Raw genomic sequence first — 24,514 nt, 5'->3', positions numbered from 1 at the left:
AAAATAGATGTCAATAGACAACCCAATATAAAGCCGTCCTAGAAGGACGGGGTTTTAAACCCATTTTTTCGATAACTGTAGCAATATTCCCCATGCCCTATTCCCTAATTACTTGTCATAAAAGGACAATTTATTTTATGGACGCTGTATTTTCACTTGATTCACCATCCGCTACCGCGATTCCTCTTTTTAGTGGAGAGCAACCATTAGAACTGCCCCCTTCCTTGGGTTTGAGTGCTGGTGGCCTAGTTCCTGCGATCCCGGTTACCATATTAGAAACCCAGGATCTCACAGTACCTGTAGACCCTAATATTGACACGATTACTAGGGAAGGTCGCCAAAACCCGGCTCCTGTTTCATTAGCTTCAGGACAAAACCTCAACGGTATTAACTTCGGGAATACTCAATTAGGCTCCATCAGTGGAATTAAATTTAACGATCTCAATCGTGATAGCCTGCTAACAACGGGGGAACCCGCTTTAGCCGGATGGAATATCTTTATTGATGCCAACAATATTCGATTAGTGGGATCAAATTTGATGATCTCAATAGCAATGCCACCTTCGATACAGGGGAAGTAGGCTTGGCAGGATGGACGATTTTTATTGATGCCAATGGCAATGGCACGCTTGAAGCCACAGAAGCAGCTGCCGTTACAGGTGCGGATGGTCGCTACTCCTTTGCGAATGTTCCCGTAGGAAATTACACCCTGCGGGAAGTACAGCAACCTGGATGGACACAAACGACTCCTAACCCTGGCCCCGTTGGCATCACTGGTGGCACGAATGCTATTGTTAACTTTGGCAACCGTCAATTCGGTTCTATCAGCGGCATAAAGTTCAATGATGCGAATGCCAATAGTTTGTTTGATGCAGCTGAAACCCCTTTGCAGGGTTGGACAATTTATATTGATGGCAATGGTAACGGCGTTATTGACCCCACCGAACCCACAACCGTAACGGGAGCAAATGGTAGTTATACCTTTACTAACGTTCCTCCTGGTAATTATGTGTTGCGGGAAGTTCAACAACCCGGATGGGTTCAAACCGTTCCCCCATTACCTGCTTAGTTAGAGTGGGTAGAATTAAGAATTAGGAGAACTTCTTTTCTTAATTCTTAATTCGGGCTTGCTGACACAGGTAGGGAAATTCCTAACCATTGAATAAAACGATCCAGTTCAAAATGTTTGTCCATGAGTTGATTCACAGCAGCAACTTTGATTGGCTCATGGAGACGAACTTGACCAAAAGTTCGATCAATAATTTCTACCGTTGATAAGGTGTCTAAATCAACAGAAAGGACGGGTACTTCTAAATCTTCAGCCCGACTTAATACCATTGGCGCGGGGGGAAGTTGACCAGTTAGAATTAAACAGTTAGTAGATTTTTCTAAAGCAGCAAGTTGAATATCCGTGCGATCACCTCCGGTAACCACAGCCATATTCACGGATTTATCAAAATACTTCATCGCGGAACTCACATTCATCGCCCCAACACTTAGACTTTCTACCATCAAATCTAAGCGTTCCCGACCACAAAGAACCTGGGCTTTCAACTGTTTAACTAACTCTTTGACCGTGACACTTCGTAAAATAGGATTTCTGGGTAAAACTCCAAATACTGGAATCCCTTGTGCTTCCAAAAATGGTTGGATACAAGTGGTTGTAACTTCTAGTTCTTCGGGGGGAACATCATTAATAATAATACCTAATAAGCGATCGCCTAAACGTTGTTGAGCGTACAGTAAATCATCTAATGCCAAATGGGAATGCAAACGGGTCACTAACAAAACTGACGCATCTAGTTGATCCGCAATTTGAGGAACAGATAAACCAAATAACAGCCCCTCTTGTAAGGTTCTTGGCCCTTCGAGTAAAATCAAATCAGCAGAGGATGTTTGTTGATAGGAAGTCAGGGATTCAATATATTTGACTGAATCTTCCCCCTGTAAACGCCGATAAATTGTGGTTTCATCCAAGGTCAAAATCGGAAATCGCAATTGCTCTTGAGATAATTTTAAGGTTTGAGCCACAAACTGAAGATCAGTATCAAAGGATTCATCGTCGTCACTGATATCGGTAGCTAAAGGCTTACCATAAACTATCTTTAACCCTTTATCCTGAAACAGATGACCCAGACCCAAGGCGATTGCTGATTTACCGGTGTAAGGCTCTGTTGACCCGATTAATATAGACTTTCCAAACTCAGTCACGAAATTTACTCCTCAATTTGTTATCGATTAATTCAAAAAATTATGATATTTTCCCCCGTTAGACTGAATCCTTAAAATACTTTTAGTTATCAGTCTTTTCAGAAGAAATTCTCAGGGTTTGACCCTAGCCTTTCTATTGTAGAGTGAATCCTTATTTAATGATCCAAATGCAAAAGTTTCTTGTAGAAATCTTGAGAAAAATCAACGGTACGAGTCCGGCTAAAATTTTGCAGAACTTCAATTAAATACTTAATAAACTCGTGGTTGGACAGGATGACTTCATAACTGAGATCGGCATTGCCATCAAACTGTACTCGACAACGGGTTAAATCGGCGGGTAAAGAAGAAACATTCCAAGTTGCCACAAAAGGAATTCCATCCCCACCATCAATATTGCGAGCGCCTTCCAAACTTTTCTCTTTATATAGACTAATCGAATAGGCTAAGTATTTGCGCTTCTTCTCATCATAGTAGGGCAGGTAGACCCCAATTTCCCGTTTCTCAGCCGCTTTTAGTTGGGTCAGAGCCACTGTGGTGTCAGTCATAGATTTGTTACTCCCGCGATCGGATTACTACTCTCAATTTAGCCCAGTTGTCATCCAATCCTCAAAAAGAATTCTAATATTTTGGCTTTGTTTATTGACACTCCTCGCGCTAAAGCGACGAGGATTCTTCGTTCAATGACTCTATATTAAGGTGTGTCCTACCTAATTTATTAATGGCTTTTTAAAGTCGCCCTAGAAGGGCGAGGCTTGTATCCCATTTTTTTGGTCACAATATTAGATACACTGGTAGCAGATTGGACGAATATTGAGGGGTAAATCAGATTATCTATGCCAAAACAGTCTTGGCCAGAACAGGATGCTGACAACAGTAATATCAAGAAGCTCACCCGTGATCAAGAGTCCCCTGGTGAATCTTCGGCTCCCACATCTCAACCAAATCAGGAGGAAAGTCAATACCGTGAGACTGGATCATCTAGGCTTTATCCTTCGGTTATAAATGACCCATTGCACCCTATCCGCGAGAATCAAAACCACTCAAATTTCCAGGTTTGCCCTAATTGGTATCAAGGCCGCAGATGGAAAGCTGCCCTTGCCTTAACTTTAATTTGGGGCGGGATCACTGCCCTGCATTTTGTTTCCTGGGGGATGGGGTTTATCCTGGGTTTAACGGGTCTATTGTCGATTCACGCCATCAGAATTTTCTCAGCTAAAATACCTTCCCTACAGTTAACCAAACCAGTACAACCCCAACATAATTGGCCCTATATTTCCCTATTAGTAGCAGCTAAAAACGAAGAAGCCGTTATTAGTCAATTAGTTAAAAATTTATGTAACTTGGATTATCCCAGTGATTGTTATGAATTATGGATAGTTGACGATAATAGTAGTGATAAAACCCCGATAGTTTTGGAAAAACTCAGCCAAGACTATCCACAACTCAAAGTATTACGGCGGTCAGCTAATGCCAGTGGGGGAAAATCAGGCGCCTTAAATCAAGTTTTAGCCTTAACTCAAGGAGAAATTATCGGGGTCTTTGATGCCGATGCTCAAATTGCACCGGATATGTTACGCCATATTGTTCCCATATTCTATCCAGAATCAGTCGGCGCTGTGCAAGTGCGAAAAGCGATTAATAATGCTTCCGAAAATTTTTGGACTCGCTCCCAAGCCGCAGAAATGGCTTTAGATGCCTATTTCCAAGAAAAACGGATTAGTATGGGCGGAATTGGAGAACTGCGGGGAAATGGCCAGTTTGTCCGAAGGGAAGCCCTGTTAAGCTGTGGCGGTTGGAATGAAGAAACCATTACCGATGATTTAGATCTAACCATTCGGTTGCATTTGGATCAATGGGATATTGAATGTTTATCCTTTCCCCCGGTTTATGAGGAAGGAGTCACCAATTTTAAAGCCCTTTGGCATCAACGCAACCGTTGGGCAGAAGGCGGCTATCAACGCTATTTAGACTATTGGCAGTTGATTCTGAGCAACCGGATGGGAACTCAAAAAACCCTAGATTTGTTTTGCTTTTGGATCACCCAATATATCTTACCAACGGCGGTAGTTCCCGATTTGGTGCTGTCGCTAATTCAAGGCCGTTTACCCTTAACCACACCCTTAACCTGTTTTACCCTAACTCTATCCCTATTGGGAATGTTCTTAGGATTACGAAGGATTCGTCAAACACAAGGGACAATGGTTAATGTTAGTCCTGAATTGGTTTCAACCCATAGCAGCAAGACATCGCCTCCCCTCTGGGAAAAATTGACCATTGGGATTGATACCCTGCGGGGTACGGTATATATGCTCCATTGGTTGTTAGTGGTGGGGAGTACAACGATTCGGATGGGAATTCGTCCCAAACAACTCAAGTGGGTCAAGACCGTTCATCAAGGCAATAATCAGTAATCGGTCAACTGATAACTGATAAATGATACCTCTTACACTGATAACTGATTATGGATTTGCTAGAGTATCAAGCTAAAACCTTATTTCGTGAGATGGGGATTCCGGTTTTACCCTCACAAAGCATTAACAATGCTCAAGATTTAAAGGGTTTAAAAATTCCCTATCCGGTGGTGTTGAAATCCCAAGTCCGGGCGGGGGGAAGGGGAAAAGCCGGAGGAATTCGCTTTGCGGAAAATACCATTGATGCAGTTGCTGCGGCTCAAATGATTTTTAATTTGCCGATTCGGGGTGAATGTCCCCAAGTCCTGTTAGCAGAGGCCAAATATGATGCGGATCGGGAATTATACTTAGCCGTCACCTTGGATTCCGGGTCACGACGTCCGGTATTATTGGGATCGCAACAGGGCGGGGTGAATGTGGAAGCAACCCTTTCCAAAATTCAGCAAGTCATTGTTGACCAAGATTTTTCTCCTTTTTATGCTAGAAGATTAATTCTAAAAATGGGATTAAAGGGAGATTTAATTCTCTTGGTCAGTGCCATTGTGGAAAAAATGTATCGTCTATTTGTCCAGAAAGATTTGGATCTCGTAGAAATTAATCCCTTGGGGATTAGTCCCACGGGAGAAGTGATGGCATTGGATGGGAAAGTAATTGCGAATGATGGAGCATTAGGACGCCATGAAGACTTAATTACTTTACTTAAAGCTCAACAAAAATGTAGTTCTCTCTCCCTACCGATCATTTCCGATCAATTGTTTCACCCTGAACTGAATTTAGTCGAATTACAAGGTAATATTGGGATTTTATGCAATGGTGCAGGTTTAACGATGGCAACTTTAGATTTAGTCATGCAATCATCGGGAAAACCTGCTAATTTCTTAAATCTAGGTGGGGCAGATCACTATGAAATTACAGACAATTTTCGCCAACGTTTATATCAAGGAATTGATCGAATTACCCAATCTAAACAAGTTAAGGTTGTGATTATTAATCTTTGGGTTCAACCGATTATTCGTTCTTTGTTATTAGTAGAAATTGCTGGGTATTTGAAACGAAAAGCTAGAACCAGTAATTTACCTAAATTTGTTCTGATGTTGGCTGGAATTAAACCCGAATCAGATATAGAACAGTTTACTGATTTACCTGTAAATTTATTTGATCGGTTGGATTTAGCTGTGACTGCGGCTATTAATTTAGCCAAATAGTTTTTTTAGTTTTTTTGATTAACTGTGTAAAACTTCCTCGAATTATGAATTTAACTCCTGATAGTAAAGTCATTATACAGGGTACTACAATATCACCCTCCTTAACTCATGCAGTGGTGCAAATGAAAACCTATGGCACTCGTATTGTCGCCTGTGTCTGTCCGGGTCAGGGAGGACAGGAGTTAAGTGAAATTCCGATCTTTGATTTGGTAGAACAAGTAATTACAAATGTGGGTGAAATTGATATTAGTGTAATTTTTGTTCACCCCTATCAAGTTTTAGATGCGGCATTAGAAGCAATGGCGGCAGGAATTCGTCAATTAATTATTGTGACAGAGGGAATGCCCCCTTTGGATATGGTGCATTTAGTTCGGAAGGCGGAAATTACAGAAACTTTAGTGGTGGGCCCCAATTGTTCGGGAATTATTATTCCTGATAAATTGTTATTAGGAACCCATCCGGTTGAATTTTATCGACCCGGAAATGTGGGATTATTAAGTCGCAGTAGTACCCTAACCTATGAAGTGGCGGCGGAGTTAACTCAAGGAGGATTAGGTCAATCAGTTGCTGTTAGTATTGGCAGTGATTTTATTGTGGGATCTTCTTTTCTGCAATGGTTAGAAATTTTGGATGAGGATGAAAATACAGATGTTATTGTTTTAGTGGGAGAAATGGGGGGAACTAGCGAAGAAGAAGCGGCTTCTTATATTGCGGAATCCATTGATAAACCCGTTATTGCTTATGTTGCTGGGTTACACGCTCCGACTACTAAACTTTTGGGTCATGCTAGTCTATTAATGACTTCAAAAGTGGTTAAGAATATGGTCGATCCTGGAACAGTTGAAAGCAAAGTTTCTGCTTTTAAAAATGCTGAAGTTCTGGTTGCTAAACAGCCCTCAGAAATTCCAATCTTAGTCAAAAAAGTGATAAAAAAACACAAAAAATAACCGATTTTATCCCTGGGAAAAGGATCGGGTTAATCTCTGTCACCTCCTCGCTTCTACAGATTCATAATCTAGCTTCATTTGATCAAGACTGATTGTGATATTTTGATTCAATCACTTTAGCGATCGCACTTCCCCATATTATCAAATTCCCATCTTTTCGTGGCAGGTTCTCCTCAATCTCTGTGGCATCAACCCAATCTTGATCAACCCGCCACCATAGTTGTTGAAAAAAATCCGAAAAACTGTTATGAACCTGCTGCAACTGAATTAGAATTTTCTGATAACAATTCAGAGGGTGATCGCTTTCCTTTTACCAATAGTTTAACAGATTCAGACATTCCTAATAAAGCTCTTCGTCTCTCCGGTTTAGGGAATTCTTCGGTTGTTAATTCCAATTTCCATTGGCTTAAAAGAGTGGCTAAAACCAGCTTCATTTCAAACCAAGCAAACGCCATCCCAATACACCGACGATTTCCGCCTCCAAAGGGGATATATTCATGGGCTGCATATTGACGATCTAAAAATCGTTCAGGATTGAACTGTTTTGGATTGGGATATAAATCTTCTCGATGATGGATTGAATAAATACTCGGAACTAATAACGTTCCCGGTTGAAATTCATATCCGCCAATTTTTAAGGGAGATTTAACAAGCCGACTTAACATTAACATTGCTACCGGATAAATCCGTAGTGTTTCCTGACAAACAGCATTCAAATAGGGGAGTTTCATCACCCCAGTAGCATCGGTAACATCTTCTAAAGTTCCTAATTCTTGTAAGAGTTTTTCTTTGATTTCTGGAAAACGATGAGTCCAATATAAAGCCCAAGCTAATGAGGTAGCTGTGGTTTCATGACCCGCTACTAATAACGTAATTAATTCATCTCGGATTTCTTCATCGCTCATGGGTTGTCCCGCCTCATCCAGCGCCAAAAGCATCATTGATAAAATATCGGTTCGAGTGGCATCAAAATTCTCTCGACGCTCTGCAATTTCGACATAAATAGCTTGATCAAGCTGTTTTTTTAATTCTAAAAAATGACCCCAAGGACTCCATGAACCTAAATCTCGTTGTAACGCCGGAAACAAAAACGCTAAAGTTTGTGTTAAAGGATTTTTGGGATTCATAATCTCTAACAACAATTCCTTGATTTTATCATAGCGTTCTCCCGATTTTAAACCAAATACTGTTTTTAAAATGACTTCAAAAGAAATCGCTTGCATTGTCGGAAGTAGAGTAAAAGATTCGCCCGAATACCAATGCTGAGTCACTTTATTTGTAATTTCAATAATCACCTGACTATAATTTCGCATCCGTTCCCCATGAAAGGGGGGAATTAATAATTTTCGTTGTCGTTGATGCGGTTTTCCTGCTAAACATAACAGTGAGTGTGATCCCAATAGAGGGGAGGTCACTCCTGCTTCTAATCCTGAATCTAACTGTTGAGGGTCAGTGGTCAAAATTTGTTGAATCGCTTGGGAGTCACTAATAAACACTTGCGGCTTAAATACCGGGCCAACGGTAACCGTAAACATATCCCCATATTTTTGAGTATATTTATCCATGAAACCTAACGGATCTTTCATCCACTCTAAGGTTTGCAGCCAAGGGTGGGTTTGGGGGCCATTGGGAAGTTGAGCATTTACCATGATTTAAGCTTTTGTGGATTTCTGAAAGGGTGTTTTCAACTAATATAACTCATGGCTCGAAGGATTTAATTTTGATAGCAATCATAAGAAAAGGATGGGAGTGTGGAAACGAGCGTGTCTTCAGACCACCAGAGGAAACACGACACTTCGGCAAGCTCAGTGACCGCACAGGGGAATTTATTCCCATGAGGAGCTGAAAAAGATGTGATAGAATCAAAAAACACAAGTAAGAATAAACATCTGCGTGTTGAAATATCCTAGTATCGGAGAAATCCCGGCTCCCGCGAAACAACGGTTAGATTTAATTCTAATGGCAGTATGACAAGAAAGAGCAAGTAAAGGCAGGATAGGGAGCGTACCGCGATTTGGCTTAGTGATGGATTCTGAAAGTGTCTTGATTTGAGAGTAAAAGTATCGGGAAGATTAGGCATATCGCTTGATCAACTCAGTAGACGATATTTGGCAATCGTAGCGAGAATTAGATTAAACTAATTCTGTCCGCAGAATCGAGCGTGTCTTCAGACGGTGAGAGTGTCAAGGTAATCTAATCTCGTATCTCATCTGTTTAAGAAACTGGCTAAAGATATCTCTTTGCTGAGGTAGAGACGTTATCTAAGCCGTCTGTAAACCGATGAAGCGTGTGTGTGAGGAGTTTAAAGGATGCGTCAAGTCTGCCGTTGGGCTACAACAGTAACGGGTAGTATGGCAATAATTGTGGGTCTGGGACTGACTCAGACACTTCCTTCCCTGGGGACGGCTTCACAATTCTATGGGGCTGGTTCTTTAAAAGAGTTAATTACCCTGCGCGATCGCTTAATTCAAGAGTTAGAAACTCCTCCAAAAAATCGACCCGAACCTAATTTTTTTAACTCTTTATTTACCGATCCCCTGAAATTTGAACCCAATGAAGTTTTACTTCAAAAATTAAAAACTGTTGAGATTCAAATGTTAGTTGAAGAACGGGCTGAGGATAACTGGCAACAAGCTATCCGTTTATCAACTCAAGCTCAAAAAGTTGCTAATCCTAATGATCCTTCTCCCCAACAGCGAAAACAAGTCCAAGAACTTTGGGAAAAAGCAATTAATAATTTAGAGGAAATTTCCCCCCATTCTTTATTAGCTCGTAAAACTTCTAACAAAATTAAAGAATACAAATTCAGTCTGTCAGAAATTACCGATGAATTACTGGATGCTAGATCAAAAATATTAGAACAAATTCGTCAAGAAAGTGGCTTAACTCGTCAAGCCATGTTAACAGTTTGTACCTTAAAAAGAGACTGCGTTAATTTACGAGGAAATCAACCTCCGGCGAGTCCTGCGAGTTTAATTAAAGTTCCCGTAGCGATCGCACTATTACATAAAACAGGCGAGGAAAAAATTAGTTTAGAGCAAAAAGTTCTGGTTGTGGGAGGCAATTTTACCGAAGATGCTTCATCTATTCAAGCTCGTCAATTCTACTCTTTAAAAGACTTAATGGGACAAATGATTGATCATAGTAGTAATATTGCTACGAATCAATTAATTGACTATTTAGGTTCCGATTATATTAATAAATATTTAGAATCCCAAGGCTATAAATTCACAAAAGTTAATTTTAAATTAATGGGAGATCGGATTATGCCTTGGCGACCGGGAACCGGACGAAATCGATTAACCAGTAATGAACTCACGGAAATGATGGTACAGATTTATAATTATGAACAACCATCATCCCAGGTATTAATTGATGCCTTAAATCGTCAATATGATCGGGTTATTGGTTATGCGGGTTTACAAGGATTACCGAAAACCCAATGGTTAGGAGAAAAAACCGGTCAAAATTCTAGGGTAATTGGAACAACAGTCGCGGCTCAAATTAATGGAGAAAAATATATTATTACCGCTATTGATAATAATACAGCTAATGTTCCCCAAATTAGCAAGAGCATTCATAAAATAGCTGAATATATTGTTGAGAATGGGCAACTTTAATCAGTTATTTTTTAACCTAATTAATTGAACTTAATACCACAGGTATAGTTCGTTTGTAGGGTGTGTAAGTGCCAATACACGCACCTCAAAACCCAAAAATGTCAATCAATTTTATGGTAGAATGCAAATATCAGTGAAGCATTGTTAAAAGCGATCTATAGTTAAACCTAAAATTGTAGACAAAGCTCTTAATATTTCTGGCAAATTTTCTGGATTTAATTTTCCCAGCACTTTAATAATTCTCGATTTATCAATAACTCTAATTTGTTCACAGAGAAGCACCGAATCTTGATTTAATCCTCCTGTACCTGCTGGAACGAAGACATGAGAAGGTAAGATTACACTCCTAATTTTTGTTGTAAATGGAGCAATAATTGTATGAGGACTAACAGCATTAGCCCGATCAATTTGTAGAATTACACTAGGTCTTATTCCTGCTTGTTCTGTACCCATGACTGGATTGAGATCGCACAAAACAACATCTCCGCGATAAATCTCTACCATTTAATTTCGCCCTGTGCTAAACGTTCTTCATAGTCTTCTAAATTTTTGAGATAGTCAGAAAAATCTGACTCTGAAATCTCTAAATCCTCATTTAAAATCGGGTCAAAATCAGAAGAATTTTTGTTAAAATTAATTAATAAAAAGTCTATAAAGTTATTAACTTTTTTAACAAGCTCATCAGGAAGGTGTTTGATTTTAGTGATGGTTTCATCTTGTATACTCATAGCCAATTCTTAAATTTATTTTTTGCTCAATATTAATATTTTATCACTTCTAGCCGTCGATCTAATGGGTGAACTTAATGCTAATCTATAAAAAACAAATTTAGGAGGTTAGCAATTGCGGTTAAATACCCAAATTCAAGGTCAAGGATTCCCGATTATTTGTTTACATGGACATCCGGGTTCGGGTCAATGTATGTCTGTTTTTACTAACCATCTTTCCCGACGGTATTTTACCCTCGCACCGGATTTAAGAGGGTATGGAAACAGTCGCACCCGTCAAGGGTTTGAAATGGGGGATCATTTGCAGGATTTAGAAACACTTTTTCAAGAATTTAATATTGATCAATGTTTGGTTTTGGGATGGTCATTAGGGGGAATTTTAGCATTAGAATTAGCCCTAAAATTTCCCGAAAAAGTTAAGGGTTTAATCTTAATTGCTTCGGCGGCAAAACCCAGGGGAAATCATCCTCCAATTTCTAATTTAGATTATGTTTATACGGGTTTAGCTGGAATTATTAATTGGGTATTTCCCTGTTGGGGATGGAATATTGAAACCTTGGGAAAGCGATCGCTATTTCGCTATTTAATTCAACAACATAATTCCAGCGCCTACCACTATTTAGCAAAAGCAGCAATTCCGGCTTTTATTCAAACTTCTGAGTTTGCAACTCAAGCCTTAAATCAATCTTTGAGATTAGGCTATAATCGCTTAGAATACTTACAACAGATTCACTGTCCGGCTTTAGTTTTAGCCGGAGAATGCGATCGCCATATTACCGCCACATCCAGTCAAGAAACAGCGCAATTATTACCCAATTGTCAGTTTTATTGTTATCCGAATACCGCCCATTTATTCCCTTGGGAAATTCCTCAACTCGTACTTACAGATATTGATCATTGGATCGCTCAATTGTTGTTAGGCGATCGCCCTTACTTGGAGCGCTAAAGCGCAACAACAAACTGTTAGGCGATCGCCCCTACTCCGAGCGCTAAAGCGCAACAACTCCGAGCGCTAAAGCGCAACAACTCCTATGCTATGGTTAGGGTATTAGGTTTACACCGTTTAATCTTAACTTTAATTCCTTGTGCGTGTTCTGCTTCTAGGTCTTCGAGATAACCAAATTGAGAAGTTCGAGCCTCTTGTTGACTGATAAAAGGCCCGAAATAGTAGGTACAGTTTGGAGTTTCTGTCAGAATTTCTACCCAGAAAGCACATCCAAAAACGTTGAGCAGGCTAATCAGAATTTCTTTCATATTCACTATCAATGATCTTGATTTTTTCAATAAACTGAGCAAAGTCTTTATCTGTAAAAATCAACCCCGATCAAATGAATTTTAGATTAAACAAATACTTTGATTGCTCAGAATAGGCGAGAGAGTTTTCAGGGAAAAGTTAAATTTTTTAGATGTAAATTATCTGAAAACTCTGTAGTTATGCAGTCCAAATTCAATAAGGTTGTTATTGAATTTTTTATTTAAACAATTCCAACCCTAAAGCATCCGTTTATACTTTTTTTAACTCAAATTGGGTGCGGGAAATTGTCTTTGACGATAAATTTCATACAGCGCCATTCCCGTTGCTACGGAAACATTTAAACTAGCGGTTTCTCCTGATAGGGGAATTGAAACTAAAACATCACAGTTTTGTTCAATTAAATGACTTAAACCTTCGCCTTCATTCCCAACAACTAGGGCGATCGCACCATTAAAAGCCACAGTAGGTAAGGATTGTTGGGCGGTGGCTAAAGTACCATAAATCCAAAATCCAGCGGCTTTGAGGTCTTCTAAAGCCCGACTCAGATTAACCACTCTGGCGACGGGGAAAGTTTCTAATGCACCTGCGGCAACTTTCATCACCGTTGAGGTAATACCCACAGCCCGACGTTGGGGTATGATTAAACCCTGTGCTCCAATGGCTTCTGCTGTCCGAATGATAGCACCTAAATTATGGGGATCATGAATCCCATCGGCAACAAGAATCACGGGTTGAGAACTAGCTGCTTGAGCGCTTTCAATTAACTCACTCAGGTCTTTATAAGTGTATGGAGAAATCTGAGCCGCCACACCTTGATGATTAGCGCCTTGGGTGAGTTGATCTAAGCGTTGATAAGTGACTTCATCAAGAATCGCACCGTTGGCTTTTGCTTCTTGCAATAACTTGTAAAATCGGGGATCGGATTTGAGTTGGGAAACAACCCAAATTCGACTTAGCGATCGCTCATTTTCTAAAGCAGCTTGAACTGTACGTCGTCCATAAATTAATTCATTTTCAACATCTAAGGATTCGATATATTCATCGGCAAATTCTGGTTTGGTTTCTTCGATAAATCGCTGACTTCTTTGAGGATAGGGTAAATAATTTTGGTCTTCTTTTGGTTGGCGTTTATCTAAGAATTTGCTCGGTTTTTCTCTTGTTGTTTGTTCAGGTTTGGAAGTAGAAAAAGATTCTTTTCTTTCTTTAGAAAATTCCCGATATTTGTCGGATTGCTCATCAGAAAATCGGTAGGATTTTCTGTCATCTGAGAATCGAGAAGGTTTTCTATCATCTGCAAATCGAGAAGGTTTTCTGTCATCTGCAAATCGAGAAGGTTTTCTGTCATCTGCAAATCGAGAAGGTTTTCTATCATCTGAGAATCGAGAAGGTTTTCTGTCATCTGCAAATCGAGAAGGTTTTCTATCATCTGAGAATCGAGAAGGTTTTCTATCATCTGCAAATCGAGAAGGTTTTCTATCATCTGAGAATCGAGAAGGTTTTCTATCATCTGAGAATCGAGAAGGTTTTCTGTCATCTGAGAATTGAGAAGGTTTTCTGTCATCTGCAAATCGAGAAGGTTTTCTATCATCTGAGAATCGAGAAGGTTTTCTATCATCTGCAAATCGAGAAGGTTTTCTATCATCTGAGAATCGAGAAGGTTTTCTATCATCTGCAAATCGAGAAGGTTTTCTATCATCTGAGAATCGAGAAGGTTTGCTGTTATCTCGTTCTCCAGATTTAGAATTAAACTTAGAGCGAATCGATGGTTTTTTAGAAGATCTCGATGGAGAATTGGAACGACTAAACTTTGGCATAATAATTAGCGAGATAGGAAATAGATGGGTGTAGAGATGGGAGTTTCATTAATTAACGTCAACGACAGCCTAAAATCCCTGTTCTTCTTTTATATCTGATCCCCTTAAATCCTCCCTTCGGCAAGCTCAGGGCATCGCATTAAAAAGGGTGACTTTGAAATCGGTTTCCTCCATTGTTAAGGGGAGTTAGGGGGGATCGTTTTCGAGTTTTAGGGGCGATCTGATCTAGGCTGTAATTAGGAATTTTTGACTTAAGTTGATAGGCATTCACGTATCATTGAGCAATCAACAATCAACAATCTTTAGAATCAAGCTCAAGATAATTAAACAATTCATCTAAACGTTGCGGATTCGTTAAATACAAATACCCGAATAATGCTTCTAAACTGGTGGCTTGCTGGTAAGTTTTGGGATCGAGTCTTTTGGGATAACCAAAAGCGGCATTTCGACCCCGCTTTAAAACTTCTAATTCAGTTTCGGTAAGGTGAGGTTCTAGCGATCGCAAGTGACGAGCTTGACTTTCGGCGCGAACTTGAGACACGACTAACTGATGATACAAATGCGATCGCTTTGGGGGCATCAGATAAAAACTACGAATGTAGAGTTCATAAACGGCATCTCCTAAATAGGCCCAAGACGCAGGAGAAATCCGTTGAACTTGTTCTGGTGATAGGCTTTGATCGAGCATTTGATCCAAAGGTAGAGACTAGGCAACAGATTAACTCGCTAGTCGTTAAAAGGTCGTCGTAAAGATTGTTCCACCATGATCCCATTGACTCAGTATCCTCACCTTATCGGGGGTGGCACTACCCAATTGACGTTCACACCTAGGGGTTTTTGATGTTTTCTATCGCATCTTCTACAGATGGCCGTAAAGAGAGAAACTTTTCCAAGCGAACCAATTTAACAGTTTGAGTTACACGAGGATTGGAAACAATCTGTAAAGTTCCGTCGCTCTGTTCAGCTTTTTTTACAAGCTGAACTAGCGCCCCTAATCCCGAACTGTCTACAAAATCTATCTGAGAGAGATCCAATATAATGTGCTTGGGGCCTTGTTCTATATAAATACTGACCAGCTTCCTAAAAGTGCCTTCTGAGAAAGCATCCATCAATCCAGTTAGCCGAAAGATCTGATAGTTGTCTTTGACATCCCGTGTACCCCGCAGGCTCACGGTTAAATTCAGTGGCTCAGAAATGATACCCTCCTAACTACATAAAGCTTGACATCGCCGATCTAGTATAAAGGCTTTTCGATGAATTGTCTAGTAAGTTAGGAGGGACAAAAGGATATTAGTTCTGTTCTTGCTGTTGCTGCATCGCTTGAACAAAGCGCTCAAACAGATAATCAGCATCATGGGGGCCAGGACTGGCTTCGGGGTGATATTGAACCGAAAACAGAGGTAAAGTTTTGTGTTTCAAGCCCGCCACGGTGCGATCATTCAGGTTCAGGTGAGTAATTTGGACATCTGAAGCCAAGGTATCGGGATCAATAGCAAACCCATGATTTTGACTGGTAATTTCCACTTGCTGCTGTGCCAGACCTGCGGGTTGATTTAAGCCACGATGACCAAATTTGAGCTTAAAGGTTTCAGCCCCGAGGGATAGGCCTAAAATTTGATGGCCCATACAAATCCCAAATACGGGTTTTTCTGCCTTAACTAATTCTTTTGTGATGGCAATGCCTTCGGTAACGGCCGAGGGATCACCAGGGCCATTAGAGAGGAAAATCCCATCGGGATTGTATTTGAGAATCTCCTCTGGGGAGGTATTAGCCGGAACCACAATCACCCGACAGCCATAACTGGCCAACCGTCGCAGAATATTACGTTTAACCCCAAAGTCTAAGGCGACAACGGTATAGCGGGGTTCTTGATCTCCGGTGGCAGAATTACTAAACTCCCAAGCGGTTTCTGTGGGTTCCAACCATTCATAGGGTTGCTTGGTGGTGACTTCTTTAACTAGGTTCAACCCAGCCATACTAGGGGCTTGTTCAACTAAAGTTCTTAGTTCACCCGGATCTAAAATTTCCGTGGAAATTGCCCCATTCATCGCCCCAACGGTACGAATTTTGCGAGTTAGGGCGCGGGTATCAATCCCATAAATACCGGGGATATGGTGCTGTTTTAAATAATCGGGTAGGGACTGAGTGGAACGCCAATTACTGGGACGGCTAGAAATATTACGGGCGATCGCTCCCCGAACATGGGGATGGGTTGATTCTTCATCTTCGGAGTTAACGCCAGTATTGCCCAACTCTGGATAGGTAAAGGTAACAATTTGTCCACAATAGCTAGGGTCGGTCAATACTTCTTGATATCCGGTCATACCCGTATTAAAGACAACTTCTCCAATCACGGTTCCTGGAGCGCCGAATGACCAGCCAGTGTAGGCGGTTCCATCAGCAAGGACAAGTAAAGCTGGTTGTGCAGAGGTCAGGGACATTTTATTTAATCTACCTTGAATCTGGAATCACCTCAATATTATTCCAGACTAAGGCATGGATCTTGTCCCGTGTTGTCATTACATGACTTTAAGTAATGGGTAATGGGTAATGGGTAATGGGGAACAGAGGGGAATTGAACCTCTTTTTCAGGGGTGGGAGTGTCAACTAATAACTAATTTGCAAGGTGACGGAAGCCCTAACTTCCTGTTCTCCGCCGACAACGGGGGTGGCTGGGGCTGCGGCTACAGTATTTGTTCTGTACATGACAGGCATCGGGACAGGGGCGCTGGCATTATTGACTTGAATTCCGATAATTTCTCTACTGGTTAAATTCAGGGCACTTAATACGGCGTTGGCTTGACTTTCTGCTTCTTTGGTGGCGAGTTTTAAAGCCTGTTGTTGGGCGGCATTAATTTCGGGATCGGAGGCAACAAAACTAATCCCATCAATGCGGGTTGCTCCGGCTTTCACGGCATCATCGAGGAGACTTCCGACTTTTTCGGTGTTTAATCTGAAACTGACGGTATTAGTGGCGGAATATCCGGTTAATCGTTGTTGATCATTAGCATAACTGTAGGTGGGGTTGAGGCGAATTCCGGTGGTTTCGAGTTTCTCAACATTGCGCGATCGCAGTAATTCTATCACCGAGGCAGTCCGTTTAGCGGCTTCTGTTTGAACTTCCTCGGCGGTTTTCCCCAAAACTTCAACTCCTAATTGAACTTGGGTTTGGGTAGTTGGAATGGTAACTACCCCTTGACCACTGACCGTTAAGGTTCTGATCCGTTGTTCCTGGGCGAAAACTGGAGCAATGAAGGGAATACTCACTAATCCCAAACTTAAGGATAACGCGGTAATCAGGCTCCAGGGATTGATCGAAGAAGATTGATGTAAAGACATTGTAGACGTCCTTTGAGAGTGAGAAAGGGGTATAACTATCAGGATATTAACTACTATTTAGAAGTTATTTTTACCCTGGCTGTTCCTCAATTTCGGTATATTATCCTAGGATTCAGGATGATCTGCACCATAACTTAACGCTCTGGTAGTGCGAGCGTCCCCCCTCGCTAGAATATTCCTCTCCCCATCTAGCGAGCGAGGACGCTCGCATTACAGGGGTTTTACAATTTCTAAATGCCAAATTTAGAAGGTTAACAGCTTACTGTTTAAATACTCAACAAATTAAACTAACGGTAATCAACTTTACCCTCTAGTTTATCTTGAATATTCTTAGGAATATTAGTTAAAAAATCTAGTCCTGTATTTTGTTCAATTTCATCGACGGAAACTCGATAATCTCGCCAATTCTTTGTTAAGGGATTAAAGTTAGGCATTCTCACCGCAATAATTTGGGTATTTTCCGTAATCTTTTGATTTGGTTTATCTAAAATAACAATAACTTTCCAATTCCATTTCGGAACAGTTACCTTACCTTTAGCAATAGTTTTTCGTTTACCTTCACCTCCAGTAATTATATATAATTCTTTGCCTTTTTGGAGCAAATCTCGACATTCTTTTTCTAAATCACTCCAAATCCCGCGATTTAATTCCGGGGCTTGGGGAATAATGTTTGTCATCAGAAAAGTTGTGCTATTTTGGTCAAGGTTATTAGTGCGATCGCCCGATGGAACTAAATGACCACGATCATAACCTGTACCCCGATAATCATTGGACTGAACTTGATACCAACCTGGGGGTAAAGTCTCATCCGGTCTAAAATTATTTTGACGTTTTACTATTCCTACCCAAGATGAATTAAGTTGCCAACTCACCCAATTTGCTGTTCCGGTTGTGCTATTATAAGATAGAACAAATTCCGGTTTTTCCATTAAAAAATTAGTAGGATTGTGGGGATCAGCCGTTGCTTGACTAGGGTTTCCCAGTTTTAAATGAATATCCGATGCTGTTGGCGGTTTAAACAGAGTTTGACATCCGGTTAAAGTCAGAAAAACAGCAAACCCGATACCAAAAAAACGTAAAATATTTAATCTTGATAATTGAGATGATTTCATATTGACCCTGCACCATAATTCATACTATTAATAACAAGCTATTATAGCAATCTGCGACGCGCGAGACAGAAGTTATAACATTTTATCGTAGAGGTTTGATCAGAAATGATTTAGGATTGCTACATAGCCAAGAAAAAAAATAGTAGCCAGGATCGGAGCGATCGCGGTACAATCAACAATAAGGTCTGAAAACCATCTTATAGGAATCCCTAATTAATCTTAAATCAATCGGTATGAATACGCTCAAAAATTACTACAGTACCTTACAAGTTAATCCCGCAGCGACGGCTACAGAAATCAAACAAGCCTATCGTCGATTAGCAAAAATATTCCATCCTGATAGCCAAAATCAATCATCTGATCATAACCAAATTATTCAGATTAATGCGGCTTACGAAATATTAAGTGATCCAAAAAAACGCCAATCCCATGATCGGGAACTGGGTTTGGGTAAAAATCCCAATTTCGACTCCGTAAAACCCTTTGTTGCCAAAGCCAAAAAACAAGCAACGGAAGCGGATGCGGAACTAACGATTTGGATTAATAAAGTTTATAAACCAATTAATCGTTCTATAAATCAAATTTTAAAACCCTTAAAATCCGAAGTCAACAAACTATCAGCCGATCCCTTTGATGATCAATTAATGGAGGAGTTTCAAGCCTATATTGAACTTTGTAAAAACTGTTTAAATCAAGCTCAAAACCTATTTCGTTCTCGAAAAAATCCCTCACCAGTTGCTGGAGTTGCTGCCCATATTTATTATACCCTGAATCATTTAGAAGATGCACTAAATGAATTAGAAACCTTTACCCTGAATTATGATTATTCGTCTCTACATACGGGACAAGAAATGTTTAGAATGGCATCTGGTTGCCGTCGAGAAGCCCAGGAGGAAATGAAAAAGATTTCCTAAGAACTAAAAAAGTGTTATAGTTTAATTTATATTTTGAGCCTATTGCAACGGTTATGGATACAATAATTTCTTTACCTAATCCCCTAGAATTGCAAATCGACTTAACCGATGAACAGTATTTTCAACTTTGTCAAAATAACCGATATTATAAATTTGAGCGATCAGCAACAGGAGAATTAATTATTATATCCCCAACAGGAGGTGAAACCGGAAATCGTAACTTTAAGTTAGCTGGAGAATTAGGAATCTGGAATAAACAAACAAAACTTGGATTAGCATTTGATTCTTCAACAGGTTTTAAACTCCCCAATGGTGCAGATCGGACGCCGGATTTGTCTTGGGTGAAATTAGAAAGATGGAATGGCTTAAACCCAGAACAAAAAAAGAAATTTTTGCCTCTTTGTCCAGATTTTGTGATTGAATTACGTTCAGAAACAGATACTCTCAAAACCCTAAGAAACAAAATGCAAGAGTATTTGGAAAATGGGACTCAACTCGGTTGGTTAATTGATCCTCAAAATCAGCGCGTAGAAATTTATCATTTAGGAAAAGAAGTAGAAATTTTACAATCTCCTGTTAATCTTTATGGGGAAGATATTCTTCCGGGGTTTGTATTAGATTTACAAGAAATTTGGAATATAGGTTAAAATATAAAAATCCTAAAAATGCTATAATTTAAACAAAACTTTAGTAAGAACCATGAGTATGTTAGTCTCAGATGAAATTATACAAGCCAGTGGCTTATCAGAACAGGAACTTTTATTAGAAATTGTGATGATGCTGTTCCAAAAAGACAAAATTAGCTTAGGAAAAGCGAGTGAATTGCTTGGGATACATCGAATGCAATTTCAGAAATTACTGGCTGATCGTGGTCTTTGTATTCATTATGATGTGGCTGAATTTCAGGAAGATCTCAGAACATTGCACGAAGTTAGTTCATCATGATAATTGTGAGTAACACTTCTCCCCTCTCAAACTTAGCAAAAGTTGGGCAGATTAACCTTTTAGAACAACTGTATAAAACAGTTCTGATTCCTACTGCGGTTCATGATGAATTGCTGGATGAGAGGGCTGGAGAGACTGTCGTTAAAGCAGTTAAATCAGCAATTTGGTTAAAAATACAACCTGTTCAGAATCAAGAATTAGTAAACGAACTACGAAATATTATAAATTTGGGAGAGGCTGAAGCGATCGCTCTTGCTGTTGAAGTAAATGCAAGCCGACTGCTGATCGATGAGCGTTTAGGTAGACAAGTAGCGACAAACCAAGGATTAAGAATTATTGGAGTGTTTGGTATTCTATTGAGTGCGAAACAGCAAGGGTTAATCACAGGAGTTAAACCTATGATGGATGATTTGATCTCTCAAGCAAATTTTCGAGTGAGTAGTAAACTCTACGCAGATGTTTTAACAGCAGCAAATGAATAGGTTTATGACTCTGAAAATGTAAACGTTACAAAAACCTAAGATCACATTGGTATCCAGCAGATATCTAATCATTCTTCGTAAATGCAGTCACAGCTAAAGGCTTCATCGGGTAAGCTCACAATTGTTGTAGGGAGTTGAGAAATCCAATCACGGAACTCTCTAGCCCGCTCTGTTGGTGTTGCTTTTTGCCAAAATGGAATAAAAGATGATGTCACTTGACTAGATTGAGATTCAATCAAACTGATGAAATTAGCAATCTTATTCAGTTGATCTTCGTTGAGTTTGTCTAATTCCTGTTTAAGCTTTTCTCGTAGCATAACTAACTAATAAGTTAAACGTGATTAATTATATCATAACCCTAGTTTCGTTTAGCCCAAGAAATCGGGTTTCTGACCGTTATTTATTGACTTAAACAAGATTTTTTGTTCAGAAACCTGGTTTCCCTGTAAATTCTGATGAAGTTGCGATCGCATTTAAAAATAAAAAGTGATCGTAAAAGCTTAAAATTAAGTTCATATAAATTAACAACATCCCTCTGGCTCAGATTTTATGGAATGCGTGATCACCCGTCGGGCGCAATTTTCCGCCAGTCATCGGTATTGGTTGCCCGAATTGAGCGCCACCGAGAACTTAAAGCGATTTGGCCCCACATCTCGCGCCCCTGGACATGGACATAACTATGTTTTGTATGTGTCAATGGTCGGAGAACTCGATGAATATGGCATGGTCTTAAACCTGTCCGACGTTAAACATACCTTAAAACGGGAAGTCACCGACCATTTAGACTTTTCCTACCTGAATGATGTTTGGCCGGAATTTCAGCAAACCTTACCGACAACGGAAGCTCTGGCCCAGGCGATTTGGCATCGGTTGGCCCCCCATCTTCCCCTCACCAAAATTCAACTATTTGAACATCCCGAACTCTGGGCAGAATATCAAGGAAACAGTATGGAAGCTTATCTGACAATTAGTACACATTTTAGTGCCGCCCATCGGCTGGCTCATCCTGACCTCAGTTTTGAGGATAATTGTGAAATTTATGGCAAATGCGCCCGTCCTAACGGTCATGGTCATAATTACCATTTAGAAGTAACTGTTAAAGGGGAAGTTGATCCTCAGACGGGGATGATTGTAGATTTAGAAGGGTTACAAAGAGTGATTAATGATTATGTTGTGGAACCCTTTGATCATACGTTTTTAAATAAAGATATTCCCTACTTTTCTAAAGTTGTACCAACGGCGGAAAATATTGCGGTTCATATCCAAAATTTATTGCAAAAACCAATTCATAATTTAGGGGCGCAATTACATAAAATCAAACTGATTGAAAGCCCGAATAATTCCTGTGAAGTGTATTGTACAAATACGAAATCTGAGTCTACAGTCTCTCAAATCCAACACCCTGTTTTAGCTCAGGTTTAAAAATTGGAAATCGGGTTTCTGCTGCAAAATCCTGATCAAGCGGTGTCAATTCGTAAGATGGAACAGCACTCCCCCTAAACGAATTGACACTTATGCGGTTATCGACAGTTACCCTTTTAACCTTAGCAGCCCTTGTTGCTCAGGACTCCTGTGTTGAAGCGAGTTCTATTCCTGAACAATCTCCAAATCCTCTACCCAATGCTTCCGAGGCGGGTCGGTCGGCTGATGCGGTTGAGATGATTGCATTAGCTCCTAGTTTAGCAGTCAGTATGCCGGAAATGATCGGTAGTCCATCTTTTAGCGATGCGGAATATTCCTCAACAGAACTGGCATCATTATCAATGACTAATGTTCTGGATCAAACTTGGTTAGCGAAATTAGTTAAAATTGTTCAGGGTGAAGCCCAAAGCAAAATTACAACCCCCATTTCCGTCGCCCAAATTAGCCCAGCTTCTGCATTAAATTATGAATTTAGTCAGACAATTACTTTATTAAATACCTTATTAATTGTCGCCACATTAATCCCCAGTGTAACAATTTTATTCTTTTGGTTAGTGCGTCGTTTGATAGTTAAAGAGATTGTGACTCAAGCGCAAAAGCAGTTGAACCGAATTGATAATTTAGAGGCACAATTAAAAGCCTCTAAACAGCGTTATCAACAGTTAATTAAAGAATTAGAGGTACAAATGGGAACCGCCCAGGAATCTCTTGATTTTTTAAGCCGAGAAGCTAAACTTTCTCAGTCTTCTATTGAACAAGTAGAAACCCTTAAATCTCAATTTGTATTCCGGTTACAAGCCATGATTTCTGAAGTACAAGAGATTAAAGAGCAGTCTTTAAAAGAATTAAAGGAACAAACCTTAGAAATTCCCAAAAATATCCCCGAATTACCCGATAAAAAATTAGTCTCTTTGAATGGGTTATCAAAATTTTCCGATCCAGAAAAATTAGTAATTTCTCCGATATCCATGGCTGTTAAATCCCAGCCAGTTTCCGAGTTAATGATTGCTGATGATTACTTAAAAAAAGCAGAATCTTTAATTATAGAAGGTCAGTTAGACCCGGCTTTAAAATATTTAGAAAAGGCAATTGAAGCCAATGCTAATTTAGATCAAGCCTGGTATAAAAAAGCGGGCGTTTTAGTTAAATTACAACGGTATCAAGAGGCGTTATTAACTTATGATCAATGTCTGAGTTTACAACCGCAAAAATATGAAATTTGGTATAATCGAGGCAATATTTTAGTGCGGTTACAACGGTATGCAGAAGCAATTGAATCCTATAACCAAGCTATTAAAATTAAACCTAATGATTATGAATCTTGGCACAATCGTGGGGCATTATTGAGAAAATTCAAACGGTTTAATGAAGCCTTAGAATCCTATAATAAAGCCTTAGAAATTGCTCCCGATAAATATGAAACTCTGCATAATAGAGGCAATGTTTTAGCAAAATTACAACGGTATGAAGAAGCGATCGCATCCTACGAACAAGCGATCAAACTTAATCCCAATAAATCAGAATTATGGTTAAATCAAGCCAATGCTTTATTAGCTTTACAACGCCATGAAGAAGCATTAAAATCCTTGGAAAAAGCATTGAGTTTAAATCCTAATAATTTTGAATTATTCAAAATTCAAGGAAATACTTTAGGGAAATTAAACCAAAATCAAGAGGCATTAAATTCCTATAAAAAAGCCATAGAAATTAAACCTGATAGTTATGAAACTTGTTTTGAATGTGGAGAAATTTTAGTTAAACTACAAAAATATTCAGAAGCGATCGCCCTTTATGAACAAGCGATTAATTTAAAACCCGATTCATCAGAAGCATGGCGATCTAAAGGGGTATGTTTAGAAAAATTAGAACAATATCCTGAAGCTTTAGCGTCCTATGATGCGGCTCTTTCCTGTCAGTCTGATGATGCGCAAACCTGGCGTTATAGAGGTTCTTTATTGTCTAAGTTAAAACAATATCCTGAAGCAATTTCTTCTTTAGGAAAAGCGATTTCTATTCAAAAAGAATTGAGAAATGCTAAAAATCATCTGGTTAGTTAATTAGCTAAACTGTTAAGGATTTTAAAACCTAATTTAACCACAAAGACACTA

At 39.6% G+C, this 24,514-nt stretch carries 26 protein-coding genes; 13 read left to right on the top strand and 13 right to left on the bottom strand.

The window, feature by feature from the left end:
• Positions 1-137 precede the first annotated feature (137 nt).
• The gene (locus NMG86_RS16355; protein ID WP_144018145.1) at positions 138-581 is read left to right on the top strand and encodes a hypothetical protein; all 444 of its coding nucleotides are present in this window, start codon (positions 138-140) and stop codon (positions 579-581) included.
• A 2-nt stretch (positions 582-583) separates the two neighbouring features.
• Positions 584-1,069, top strand: coding sequence for an MSCRAMM family protein (locus NMG86_RS16350; protein ID WP_026798078.1), 486 nt, complete (start codon positions 584-586; stop codon positions 1,067-1,069).
• Between the two features lie 47 nt (positions 1,070-1,116).
• On the opposite strand, the gene NMG86_RS16345 is transcribed toward NMG86_RS16350, so the two are convergent.
• Positions 1,117-2,211 carry a phosphotransacetylase family protein gene (locus NMG86_RS16345; RefSeq protein ID WP_026786069.1) on the bottom strand — a complete coding sequence of 365 codons (1,095 nt, stop codon included), beginning with the start codon at positions 2,209-2,211 and terminating at the stop codon, positions 1,117-1,119.
• A gap of 155 nt (positions 2,212-2,366) precedes the next feature.
• Positions 2,367-2,756 (bottom strand): type IV pilus biogenesis protein EbsA, encoded by a 390-nt coding sequence (gene ebsA, locus NMG86_RS16340; RefSeq protein ID WP_173401007.1) that lies wholly within the window; start codon positions 2,754-2,756, stop codon positions 2,367-2,369.
• 288 nt (positions 2,757-3,044) lie between these two features.
• On the opposite strand from ebsA, the gene NMG86_RS16335 reads away from it, so the two are divergent.
• From NMG86_RS16335 to NMG86_RS16325, 3 genes are read left to right on the top strand one after another with little or no spacing between them, the layout of a single operon-like run.
• Positions 3,045-4,622: a glycosyltransferase family 2 protein gene (locus NMG86_RS16335; RefSeq protein WP_026786071.1), complete on the top strand. Its 1,578-nt coding sequence runs from the start codon at positions 3,045-3,047 to the stop codon at positions 4,620-4,622.
• 50 nt (positions 4,623-4,672) lie between these two features.
• On the top strand, positions 4,673-5,827 hold the full coding sequence (locus NMG86_RS16330) for an ATP-grasp domain-containing protein (protein WP_026786072.1): 1,155 nt from the start codon (positions 4,673-4,675) through the stop codon (positions 5,825-5,827).
• A 44-nt stretch (positions 5,828-5,871) separates the two neighbouring features.
• Positions 5,872-6,774: a succinate--CoA ligase subunit alpha gene (locus NMG86_RS16325; RefSeq protein ID WP_026786073.1), complete on the top strand. Its 903-nt coding sequence runs from the start codon at positions 5,872-5,874 to the stop codon at positions 6,772-6,774.
• 245 nt (positions 6,775-7,019) lie between these two features.
• Here NMG86_RS16325 and NMG86_RS16320 read toward each other — a convergent pair whose 3' ends face one another.
• Complete coding sequence (locus NMG86_RS16320) at positions 7,020-8,423, bottom strand: cytochrome P450 (RefSeq protein WP_026798077.1); 1,404 nt, start codon at positions 8,421-8,423, stop codon at positions 7,020-7,022.
• 660 nt (positions 8,424-9,083) lie between these two features.
• Here NMG86_RS16320 and NMG86_RS16315 point away from each other — a divergent pair.
• Complete coding sequence (locus tag NMG86_RS16315) at positions 9,084-10,394, top strand: serine hydrolase (RefSeq protein ID WP_026798076.1); 1,311 nt, start codon at positions 9,084-9,086, stop codon at positions 10,392-10,394.
• A 144-nt stretch (positions 10,395-10,538) separates the two neighbouring features.
• Here the strand turns inward: NMG86_RS16315 and NMG86_RS16310 are convergent, their stop codons facing one another.
• Positions 10,539-10,898 carry a type II toxin-antitoxin system PemK/MazF family toxin gene (locus tag NMG86_RS16310; RefSeq protein ID WP_026786077.1) on the bottom strand — a complete coding sequence of 120 codons (360 nt, stop codon included), beginning with the start codon at positions 10,896-10,898 and terminating at the stop codon, positions 10,539-10,541.
• Positions 10,892-11,122, bottom strand: coding sequence for a hypothetical protein (locus NMG86_RS16305; protein WP_026786078.1), 231 nt, complete (start codon positions 11,120-11,122; stop codon positions 10,892-10,894). Before NMG86_RS16305 ends, NMG86_RS16310 begins: the two co-directional genes overlap by 7 nt.
• 115 nt (positions 11,123-11,237) lie before the next feature.
• Between NMG86_RS16305 and NMG86_RS16300 the strand changes: the two genes are divergently transcribed.
• Complete coding sequence (locus NMG86_RS16300) at positions 11,238-12,068, top strand: alpha/beta fold hydrolase (RefSeq protein ID WP_026786079.1); 831 nt, start codon at positions 11,238-11,240, stop codon at positions 12,066-12,068.
• Positions 12,069-12,151: 83 nt separating this feature from the next.
• Here the strand turns inward: NMG86_RS16300 and NMG86_RS16295 are convergent, their stop codons facing one another.
• The 7 genes from NMG86_RS16295 to NMG86_RS16265 all read right to left on the bottom strand — a co-directional run bounded on the left by NMG86_RS16295 (position 12,152) and on the right by NMG86_RS16265 (position 18,643).
• Positions 12,152-12,376: a DUF1816 domain-containing protein gene (locus NMG86_RS16295; protein ID WP_036834335.1), complete on the bottom strand. Its 225-nt coding sequence runs from the start codon at positions 12,374-12,376 to the stop codon at positions 12,152-12,154.
• 261 nt (positions 12,377-12,637) lie between these two features.
• Positions 12,638-14,191 carry a 23S rRNA (guanosine(2251)-2'-O)-methyltransferase RlmB gene (rlmB, locus tag NMG86_RS16290; protein WP_081694492.1) on the bottom strand — a complete coding sequence of 518 codons (1,554 nt, stop codon included), beginning with the start codon at positions 14,189-14,191 and terminating at the stop codon, positions 12,638-12,640.
• 292 nt (positions 14,192-14,483) lie between these two features.
• Positions 14,484-14,879, bottom strand: a complete 396-nt coding sequence (locus NMG86_RS16285) for a Mini-ribonuclease 3 (RefSeq protein WP_042155670.1) — start codon at positions 14,877-14,879, stop codon at positions 14,484-14,486.
• 139 nt (positions 14,880-15,018) lie between these two features.
• A complete protein-coding gene (locus NMG86_RS16280; RefSeq protein ID WP_071783092.1) occupies positions 15,019-15,375 on the bottom strand; it encodes an STAS domain-containing protein in 357 nt (118 codons plus the stop codon).
• Positions 15,376-15,481: 106 nt separating this feature from the next.
• On the bottom strand, positions 15,482-16,633 hold the full coding sequence (carA, locus tag NMG86_RS16275) for a glutamine-hydrolyzing carbamoyl-phosphate synthase small subunit (RefSeq protein ID WP_026798074.1): 1,152 nt from the start codon (positions 16,631-16,633) through the stop codon (positions 15,482-15,484).
• Positions 16,634-16,799: 166 nt separating this feature from the next.
• Positions 16,800-17,531 (bottom strand): SIMPL domain-containing protein, encoded by a 732-nt coding sequence (locus tag NMG86_RS16270; protein ID WP_026798073.1) that lies wholly within the window; start codon positions 17,529-17,531, stop codon positions 16,800-16,802.
• Between the two features lie 287 nt (positions 17,532-17,818).
• Positions 17,819-18,643 carry a DNA/RNA non-specific endonuclease gene (locus tag NMG86_RS16265; protein ID WP_052338755.1) on the bottom strand — a complete coding sequence of 275 codons (825 nt, stop codon included), beginning with the start codon at positions 18,641-18,643 and terminating at the stop codon, positions 17,819-17,821.
• Between the two features lie 233 nt (positions 18,644-18,876).
• On the opposite strand from NMG86_RS16265, the gene NMG86_RS16260 reads away from it, so the two are divergent.
• The 4 genes from NMG86_RS16260 to NMG86_RS16245 are packed head-to-tail and all read left to right on the top strand — an operon-like array spanning position 18,877 to position 20,984.
• Positions 18,877-19,557, top strand: coding sequence for a J domain-containing protein (locus NMG86_RS16260; protein WP_026798071.1), 681 nt, complete (start codon positions 18,877-18,879; stop codon positions 19,555-19,557).
• A 53-nt stretch (positions 19,558-19,610) separates the two neighbouring features.
• Positions 19,611-20,204, top strand: a complete 594-nt coding sequence (locus NMG86_RS16255; RefSeq protein WP_026786086.1) for a Uma2 family endonuclease — start codon at positions 19,611-19,613, stop codon at positions 20,202-20,204.
• Positions 20,205-20,256: 52 nt separating this feature from the next.
• Positions 20,257-20,502, top strand: a complete 246-nt coding sequence (locus NMG86_RS16250; protein WP_026786087.1) for a UPF0175 family protein — start codon at positions 20,257-20,259, stop codon at positions 20,500-20,502.
• Entirely contained in the window at positions 20,499-20,984 is a 486-nt protein-coding gene (locus tag NMG86_RS16245; protein ID WP_026786088.1) for a PIN domain-containing protein, read from the top strand. Before NMG86_RS16250 ends, NMG86_RS16245 begins: the two co-directional genes overlap by 4 nt.
• Positions 20,985-21,052: 68 nt before the next feature.
• Here NMG86_RS16245 and NMG86_RS16240 read toward each other — a convergent pair whose 3' ends face one another.
• Entirely contained in the window at positions 21,053-21,301 is a 249-nt protein-coding gene (locus NMG86_RS16240; RefSeq protein WP_026786089.1) for a hypothetical protein, read from the bottom strand.
• Between the two features lie 232 nt (positions 21,302-21,533).
• Between NMG86_RS16240 and NMG86_RS16235 the strand changes: the two genes are divergently transcribed.
• Both NMG86_RS16235 and NMG86_RS16230 read left to right on the top strand, forming a co-directional pair.
• Positions 21,534-22,406: a 6-carboxytetrahydropterin synthase gene (locus NMG86_RS16235; protein WP_026786090.1), complete on the top strand. Its 873-nt coding sequence runs from the start codon at positions 21,534-21,536 to the stop codon at positions 22,404-22,406.
• Positions 22,407-22,498: 92 nt separating this feature from the next.
• Complete coding sequence (locus tag NMG86_RS16230) at positions 22,499-24,463, top strand: tetratricopeptide repeat protein (protein ID WP_043936906.1); 1,965 nt, start codon at positions 22,499-22,501, stop codon at positions 24,461-24,463.
• Positions 24,464-24,514 lie beyond the last annotated feature (51 nt).

Origin of the sequence: Planktothrix rubescens CCAP 1459/22 (assembly GCA_904830895.1) — a bacterium.
Taxonomy (GTDB): Bacteria; Cyanobacteriota; Cyanobacteriia; order Cyanobacteriales; family Microcoleaceae; genus Planktothrix; species Planktothrix agardhii.
The sequence above is the reverse complement of the archived record's forward strand: the minus strand, read 5'-3'. Positions and strand labels throughout refer to the sequence as shown.

Excerpts from the sequence above, each read along its gene's own strand:
- NMG86_RS16355 (WP_144018145.1), top strand. The coding sequence starts at position 138 with ATGGACGCTGTATTTTCACTTGATTCACCATCCGCTACCGCGATTCCT.
- ebsA (WP_173401007.1), bottom strand. The coding sequence starts at position 2,756 with ATGACTGACACCACAGTGGCTCTGACCCAACTAAAAGCGGCTGAGAAA.
- NMG86_RS16335 (WP_026786071.1), top strand. The coding sequence starts at position 3,045 with ATGCCAAAACAGTCTTGGCCAGAACAGGATGCTGACAACAGTAATATC.
- NMG86_RS16330 (WP_026786072.1), top strand. The coding sequence starts at position 4,673 with ATGGATTTGCTAGAGTATCAAGCTAAAACCTTATTTCGTGAGATGGGG.
- NMG86_RS16325 (WP_026786073.1), top strand. The coding sequence starts at position 5,872 with ATGAATTTAACTCCTGATAGTAAAGTCATTATACAGGGTACTACAATA.
- NMG86_RS16320 (WP_026798077.1), bottom strand. The coding sequence starts at position 8,423 with ATGGTAAATGCTCAACTTCCCAATGGCCCCCAAACCCACCCTTGGCTG.
- NMG86_RS16315 (WP_026798076.1), top strand. The coding sequence starts at position 9,084 with ATGCGTCAAGTCTGCCGTTGGGCTACAACAGTAACGGGTAGTATGGCA.
- NMG86_RS16310 (WP_026786077.1), bottom strand. The coding sequence starts at position 10,898 with ATGGTAGAGATTTATCGCGGAGATGTTGTTTTGTGCGATCTCAATCCA.
- NMG86_RS16305 (WP_026786078.1), bottom strand. The coding sequence starts at position 11,122 with ATGAGTATACAAGATGAAACCATCACTAAAATCAAACACCTTCCTGAT.
- NMG86_RS16295 (WP_036834335.1), bottom strand. The coding sequence starts at position 12,376 with ATGAAAGAAATTCTGATTAGCCTGCTCAACGTTTTTGGATGTGCTTTC.
- rlmB (WP_081694492.1), bottom strand. The coding sequence starts at position 14,191 with ATGCCAAAGTTTAGTCGTTCCAATTCTCCATCGAGATCTTCTAAAAAA.
- NMG86_RS16285 (WP_042155670.1), bottom strand. The coding sequence starts at position 14,879 with ATGCTCGATCAAAGCCTATCACCAGAACAAGTTCAACGGATTTCTCCT.
- carA (WP_026798074.1), bottom strand. The coding sequence starts at position 16,633 with ATGTCCCTGACCTCTGCACAACCAGCTTTACTTGTCCTTGCTGATGGA.
- NMG86_RS16270 (WP_026798073.1), bottom strand. The coding sequence starts at position 17,531 with ATGTCTTTACATCAATCTTCTTCGATCAATCCCTGGAGCCTGATTACC.
- NMG86_RS16265 (WP_052338755.1), bottom strand. The coding sequence starts at position 18,643 with ATGAAATCATCTCAATTATCAAGATTAAATATTTTACGTTTTTTTGGT.
- NMG86_RS16260 (WP_026798071.1), top strand. The coding sequence starts at position 18,877 with ATGAATACGCTCAAAAATTACTACAGTACCTTACAAGTTAATCCCGCA.
- NMG86_RS16255 (WP_026786086.1), top strand. The coding sequence starts at position 19,611 with ATGGATACAATAATTTCTTTACCTAATCCCCTAGAATTGCAAATCGAC.
- NMG86_RS16250 (WP_026786087.1), top strand. The coding sequence starts at position 20,257 with ATGAGTATGTTAGTCTCAGATGAAATTATACAAGCCAGTGGCTTATCA.
- NMG86_RS16245 (WP_026786088.1), top strand. The coding sequence starts at position 20,499 with ATGATAATTGTGAGTAACACTTCTCCCCTCTCAAACTTAGCAAAAGTT.
- NMG86_RS16240 (WP_026786089.1), bottom strand. The coding sequence starts at position 21,301 with ATGCTACGAGAAAAGCTTAAACAGGAATTAGACAAACTCAACGAAGAT.
- NMG86_RS16235 (WP_026786090.1), top strand. The coding sequence starts at position 21,534 with ATGGAATGCGTGATCACCCGTCGGGCGCAATTTTCCGCCAGTCATCGG.
- NMG86_RS16230 (WP_043936906.1), top strand. The coding sequence starts at position 22,499 with ATGCGGTTATCGACAGTTACCCTTTTAACCTTAGCAGCCCTTGTTGCT.